Below are 740 nucleotides of genomic sequence, written 5' to 3' on the forward strand. Positions count from 1 at the left end.
GCAGGTCAAGCAGCGTACTACGCTGATGAGTTGTATCAAGCTGCCGGTGCCGACATTGCCAGTAGCAGCACCGAGGTCATTACCCAATCTCAGATTATTACCACCGTCAATGACCTATCAGCAGCAGCCATTGATGACTTGTCATCTGGTCAGATAGTCATTGGCATGCTTGACCCTTATCGTAACACTCAGCTTGATACTTATGCGGCTAAAGGTGCGACGGCCTTTGCGATGGAACTATTACCTCGCACCTTGTCACGCGCACAGAATATGGATGTCTTGTCATCACAAGCCAACCTTGCGGGTTATAAAGCAGTATTGCTGGCAGCCAACGAGTACTCGCGTCCTTTCCCAATGTTTATGACGTCAGCCGGTACCGTTAAGCCAGCCAAGGTCGTTATCTTGGGTGTCGGTGTGGCAGGTCTACAAGCCATTGCAACAGCCAAGCGTTTAGGCGCTGTCGTTGAAGCCAGTGACTTACGTCCGACTGCTCGTGAACAAGTAGAGTCACTCGGTGGTAAATGGCTTGATGTCCCGATGAGCGCAGAGGAGGCTGAAACAGCCAAGTCGACCGGTGGTTATGCGTGGACACCATCAGAGCAATATGTCAAAGATCAAGCGGCTGTCGTCGATAAAGCGCTCAGCAATGCTGATATCGTCATTACCACAGCACAGATTCCTGGTCGTAATGCCCCGCGTCTGGTACACGGTGCAACCCTTGCCAAAATGAAAGCAGGTTC

At 51.4% G+C, this 740-nt stretch carries 1 pseudogene; it reads left to right on the plus strand.

Annotation, left to right across the window (positions count from 1 at the left end):
* Positions 1–740: pseudogene (locus I6E61_RS13970) on the plus strand (NAD(P)(+) transhydrogenase (Re/Si-specific) subunit alpha); the annotation flags it as partial.

The organism is Psychrobacter sp. NZS113 (assembly GCF_015864825.1).
GTDB lineage: Bacteria > Pseudomonadota > Gammaproteobacteria > Pseudomonadales > Moraxellaceae > Psychrobacter.